The following is a 5613-nucleotide window of genomic DNA, read 5'->3' as shown; positions in this document are numbered from 1 at the left end:
GCCTATTTAAGTGATGTGCTGAAAAGGTTGCCAACACATAAAGTGCCCCAAATAGAAGAATTACTACCTCACCGCTGGAAACCTGAACCCCGTTAAAACTTGGCGATGGCGTTCAGCGGATGCTTACGTATTTTCAAGGTGTATTGTTGGATGGGATTTAAGTGTACTGCCACCTAATATTGATAATACAATTAATTTATTAAAAGATATGTTCACACGACCTAAGAAGAATCTCCCGGGCGGAATCCCCTCCTACATCATTCCTGACAATGGAGTTGAATTTAAAAATAATATCTTAAGCCATATTTGTGAAAATAGGAAAATAACTGTTCTTCCGTCCCAAAAATATAATCCTAACAATAAACCTCACATTGAAAGATTTTTTAGAACGCTCACATTTAGCTTTTCTCAAAAACTCAAAGGAACCACTTTTTCAAATCCAACCTCACGAGGTGAATACAATTCTAAAAACAATGCCAATTTAACACTTTCTGATTTGAAAGCCCTTTTACATGAATGGATAGAAAGCATTTATCATCAGTCTCCCCATAGTGGAATTGATAATCGAGTACCAACGATTTTTTGGAAGGAGTCTGTAAAACATACTCCTGTACTTTCCATGTCTGAAGATGAAGTTAATATATTACTTAGAATACCTATGGAAAGGACTGTAAATAATGGCCGAATCCAAGTTAATTACCTGACATATTATTCTCATTGTTTAGTAAGAGATAATCTCAATAAAAAGAAGGTTACTATTTTAATTGACAGAACTAACCTAGCTAAAATTTATGTTAGAGATCCTGATGATAAAAATAGTTTCATCCCTGCAGACTCTACTAATCCCTCATACACGGAAAATCTTTCACTTTATGAGCATGTATCTATTCAAGAAGAGAAAAAAAATATTTCAAGAAAAGATCTGCAAGCTTTAGGCGACAAAGCAGACATTCTAGCTCGATGGAATCTTTTAGTCAGAATTCAAGAAAGTTATGCTGCCAATAAAAAGTTAAAAAAACTTAAATTAGACACACCTTCAAAAATTAAGAATCTTATAAATCATTTTTCTAATTCGGTAGTTACATACAATCAAGTCAATGGTTCATCAACTACTCATCAAGAAAGTGAGATTGTAGATGAATATATTACCCTCTCAACGCTCAATCATAACGAACCTACCACTAATGCTCCCCCTAAGTCAGATGATGACGAGGACAGCACATATGAATCCATGAGCATTTAGTCAATTTTTATATTAATTCGTAATCACCTTAGTTAGCGAAAGAGCCCTGAATGAACAATTTGGAAATATTCGATATTCTCGAAAAAGTAAAAAATATCATTGTGATACCACCTGATATAAAAAAAATACTCAATGAGGTAAATCTCAATATACAAAAAACTCAGGCATTTGGCACTCCTCTCGGATGTTTTATCCTAGCTGAAGGTGGCATGGGAAAGACTACAATATGTAAGGCAATAATGTCCCAATACAAAAGCAGTTACGAGGAAATTGATGGCGCCGTACAACAAAAAATTCCAGCATTTTATATTGAAGTTCCCTCACCCGTAACGGTTAAATCATTAGCAGCACATATGTTGACTCAATTTAATGATCCAACTCCAACAATTGGGGACACCCTACAATTAACAAATAGATTATGCCAATGTATAGAGAATTGTCAGACTAAACTTGTTATTCTGGATGAGTTTCATCACTTAGTTGACTTAACTAAAACATCAAAAAGATTAAATCAGAACGTCGCATCTTGGATTAAAAATTTAGTAAATAGGACAGGAATTACGTTCTGTTTAGTAGGCCTGCCAGAGTTTGAAAGTATTATTAAAGATGATACTCAGCTCGCACGTAGATTCCCTCTTAGTTTTAAATTTAGAAATCTCCAATACTCTCCAAATAAAAATGGAACTATTCAAAAATTTTTAGAACAATATCAAAGAAATATTCTTGAAAATACTCCTGTTACATTTGTTCTTCCACTTCATGATCAATTATTAAGTCTACAAATATTTGCCGCAACAAATGGCAATATTGCCTTTATTAATTTACTGATCAAACAGACCATTTTTCTTACTCTAAATAACAATAGGACTATTGTGACAACTCAAGATTTCGCGGAAATCTGGGAAACAGGAATAACTAATTATGTAACACTTACTCCTCACAACCCCTTTAATATGAACATCAATACGTTATCAATTAAGTTAAGGATTCAACAATGAAAAAATTGTTCTATCCACTAACCCCTCTTCCACACAATCAAGAATCGGCAGGAAGTTTCATAACACGGCTGATACAACTTAATTCATATCAACATCCGGCAGCTATTTATAAGAATCGAGCAGGAATCAATAGTGTTGAAGAGTTTGTTTCAACAATTAGACATCAAGAAAAATTTGAAATATTTCTATCTAAAATGAATTTAGATCCATCTAATGCCGATTTAGCCTTAAGTAGAGAATCCAATACTCAACGCTCAAATATCCGATGGGATAATGCAATTTTACCTGATAGTTTTTTTCATAATGATCTACAACATTACTGCCCTTTATGCTTAAAGGACAAAGAATATTGGAGAAAAGATTGGTTGTTTAAACTGAATTATGCCTGTTCCATCCATAACATAAAATTATTAAGTCATTGCCCAAACTGCTTTAAAAAACTCAATATTGTAAGAGCTAGATTGTCATTTTGTGTTAAGTGTCAAACTGATATAAGAATTGCACCTAATATAGCTTGTAGTTCTATGAGAGTTCAAAACTGGTTAGATCAATTTTTTGACCAAGCTGATACACAGCTCGTAGAACATTTTAAAAATTTCTGGAGAAAACTAGAAAAAATTAATTCAATCAATAAACTTGGGATGAGTATCGAAGGCATGGCTACACTAGCATATGATTTTTTTAATCATAGCGCTAAACTTCAAAATTCACTAAGTTCCATTTTATTAAGTAAGATCCCCAACTTACACCCGAGAATTGTTTTACTCCCCTTTCTAACTAGAGATAAATTCATCACTTCGTATAAGTCTTTAATCCAAGATGCTTGTAGTAGCTGGATTTTTCCTAATAATCACGTTGATTTAAATCCACTACCTTGGAAAGACTGCCTTAAAATCCTTGATAAGAACAAAGATGAATTTGAATCTCTTATTGTACTCGGCTGGCTAACCCCTATTAGAAAAACGGAGCAAATATACTTTTCTATTTCTGATATTACAAATTGTCTAATGCAGCCTAAACAATTAGATTTTTCACTTTCTCAAATCAAAAAAGATAATCTAAATAACAAGAATGATTCAGAATTCTATACGGTGCAACAAGCGGCAAACATTCTAAACGTCAACACAGAAACAATTAGATTTCTTATAAAGGATCAGTTACTCCCCACATCTACAAACTCAAAGGGTGTAACTCATAGTATTTTACCAAAACCATTGCATGACTTTCATGATTCAAAAATTCTATTGGGTGCTTTAGCTAAAGAACTAAAAGTAAATCCAACCAATTTAACAGAAAAGCTTGCTAGTTTAGGTATTCAACCTATTCACGGCCCTAACATTGATAGAACTAGAACTAACATTTTTTTGAGAGCATCTATTAAAGCTATAAACCAGGAAAAGCTTAATGTTATCAAACAATATGTTACATCTGCTGGTAGAAAAAAGTCTAAAGATTCCACACCAATTTTAGATGCTAATTACATAACATTAAATGAAGCCGCTAAGCTATTAGGCAAATCTCTTTTACAAGTTGCTCAGCTTGCAGCTAAAAGCATTTTGATAAAGAAATTATCGTCTTCTGGAAACATCCTTATTGAGCTAAATTCTCTAAATAAATTATTGGAAAAAATATCATCTCCTGAATATCTCCACTACAGAGATACTCTTCAACTATTAAAATGCTCACCCAATTGGTTCAATGCATATTGGGTAAAAACAGAAATAATTTCCGTAGAAGACTTAGTATATTGGAAATTAATTTTGGCTTCAGAAGTTGAAAATGCCCTAAAGATTAAAAGTGAATTTTTAACCGGTACAGAGGCTAGTCATTTAATGGGGATGCATAAATCTCATATATCAAACTTAAGTACACAAGGACTTATCCAACCCAGCTCATTTGGTACAAAACATCAAATCAAGCTTTATAAAAAATCTGATGTGATCAAACTAATCGAAGATGGTTATGGTTCTAAATTGCACTCAAAATAGGTGTTTTTTAGGATCTTGAATATTCAATAACAGATTAATCATCCAACTACTTTTTTACATTTCATTGGCTTTGTTGCATAAATATGTAAGCATCTGATTTAAATAAATTTAATTTTGGATCAAAAAATAATCAAAACCTTTAAAATCATATAGTTATGAAATCTTTGTGCAACAAAGCCTAGTAAAGCTAGAAGCCTCATTAGTCTTTAGGCAGCAAATCATGTGGTGCAACTTTAAGTATTTGTGCAATCTCATAGAGCTTTAGTACCGTGATATTTACTTCTCCTCGCTCAATACGTCCCACATAACTACGATCGATATTGCAAAGTAATGCTAATTTTTCTTGAGTAATTTTCTGCTCAATTCGACAATTCCGAATAGCATGTCCAATTTTCTGTGCTAAATCGTTCATAAGTTCTATTCCTATAAAGAATAGAACTATTCATTTTTGAGGACTAAGTATCCACGGCTTATAATCCTCATAAGCATTAGATTTTAAAATTTTATATTTAAAAATAAACCTTAAATAAGACAGAAAAACGGATTATAATCCCCCTTTATTTTTACGTATTACCTTTAAATGATTGAAATTAAGCACCCTCTAAAAGAGCAGTTTCTTGTAGTTATTGAGAATGGCATTCTCTTATTCTTGTTCAAACCTAAAGATTGAACCGTACCGGGTTTGTCGGAGACTTTTTTATTTAAGTTAGGCCACCTGACCTAACGGGTTAATCTTATCATAGTACATTGCTTCAAACTCAAAAGGCGATACATAACCCAGTGCACTGTGTACACGCTTTTTATTGAACCAATCTACCCAGTTTAGTGTCGCAAGTTGTACATCTGCTAAACCTTGCCAATCTGCTTTTAGATATTCAATCACCTCTGTTTTGTATAAGCCATTCACCGTTTCAGCCAGAGCATTATCGTATGAATCACCAGTTGTACCGACTGATGCTCGTAAATTTGCTGCTTCTAAACGATTGGTATAGCGAATAGAAAGATATTGAACACCTCTATCGGAATGATGAATCACATTCTTTGGCATGCCTCGATCGTGCAAGGCTTGCTCTAATGCATCGAGCACCATATCTGTATTCATCCGTGTCGATACTTTCCATCCAACAATTGCTCGTGAGAACACATCAATAATAAAGGCGGTATAGACCCAGCCTGAATGAGTTTGAATAGGCTTTGTTGCACAAACCTATCTGTAAAGGGTTTTTCAGCGATATAATTTTCAAATGAAGAAGCCTGCACACAAAATCTACCGCACAACCAATTGGCCCGCATATAACCGAGCACTCATGAGTCGCGGAAATATTGCCATTTGGTTTGATCCTGCTACGCAATGGTATGCGCCATCAAAAGGCAAACAAGGGCG

General features: G+C 33.7%; 5 protein-coding genes and 2 pseudogenes. 5 read left to right on the top strand and 2 right to left on the bottom strand.

What is annotated here, in order from left to right; genetic code table 11:
• The 4 genes from C3420_RS17945 to C3420_RS16165 all read left to right on the top strand — a co-directional run.
• A partial coding sequence (locus C3420_RS17945) for a transposase domain-containing protein (RefSeq protein ID WP_139133946.1) occupies positions 1 to 96 on the top strand: 96 nt, incomplete at its 5' end.
• A 112-nt stretch (positions 97 to 208) separates the two neighbouring features.
• Positions 209 to 1243, top strand: coding sequence for a Mu transposase C-terminal domain-containing protein (locus C3420_RS16175; protein WP_103801042.1), 1035 nt, complete (start codon positions 209 to 211; stop codon positions 1241 to 1243).
• A 50-nt stretch (positions 1244 to 1293) separates the two neighbouring features.
• On the top strand, positions 1294 to 2241 hold the full coding sequence (locus tag C3420_RS16170; protein WP_103801041.1) for a TniB family NTP-binding protein: 948 nt from the start codon (positions 1294 to 1296) through the stop codon (positions 2239 to 2241).
• Complete coding sequence (locus C3420_RS16165; RefSeq protein ID WP_103801040.1) at positions 2238 to 4229, top strand: TniQ family protein; 1992 nt, start codon at positions 2238 to 2240, stop codon at positions 4227 to 4229. The genes C3420_RS16170 and C3420_RS16165 overlap by 4 nt, the downstream gene beginning before the upstream one ends.
• A 199-nt stretch (positions 4230 to 4428) precedes the next feature.
• Here C3420_RS16165 and C3420_RS16160 read toward each other — a convergent pair whose 3' ends face one another.
• Together C3420_RS16160 and C3420_RS16155 are read right to left on the bottom strand one after the other, a co-directional pair.
• Positions 4429 to 4641, bottom strand: a complete 213-nt coding sequence (locus tag C3420_RS16160) for a helix-turn-helix domain-containing protein (protein WP_004281769.1) — start codon at positions 4639 to 4641, stop codon at positions 4429 to 4431.
• A gap of 294 nt (positions 4642 to 4935) precedes the next feature.
• Positions 4936 to 5418 (bottom strand): annotated as a pseudogene (locus tag C3420_RS16155) (IS3 family transposase); the annotation flags it as partial.
• Positions 5419 to 5473: 55 nt separating this feature from the next.
• Here C3420_RS16155 and C3420_RS16150 point away from each other — a divergent pair.
• Positions 5474 to 5613: pseudogene (locus tag C3420_RS16150) on the top strand (IS5/IS1182 family transposase); the annotation flags it as partial.

This window comes from Acinetobacter sp. ACNIH3, assembly GCF_002918965.1.
Lineage (GTDB): Bacteria > Pseudomonadota > Gammaproteobacteria > Pseudomonadales > Moraxellaceae > Acinetobacter > Acinetobacter schindleri.
Note: the sequence above shows the minus strand (reverse complement) of the source record. Positions and strands in the feature narration are given on the sequence as shown.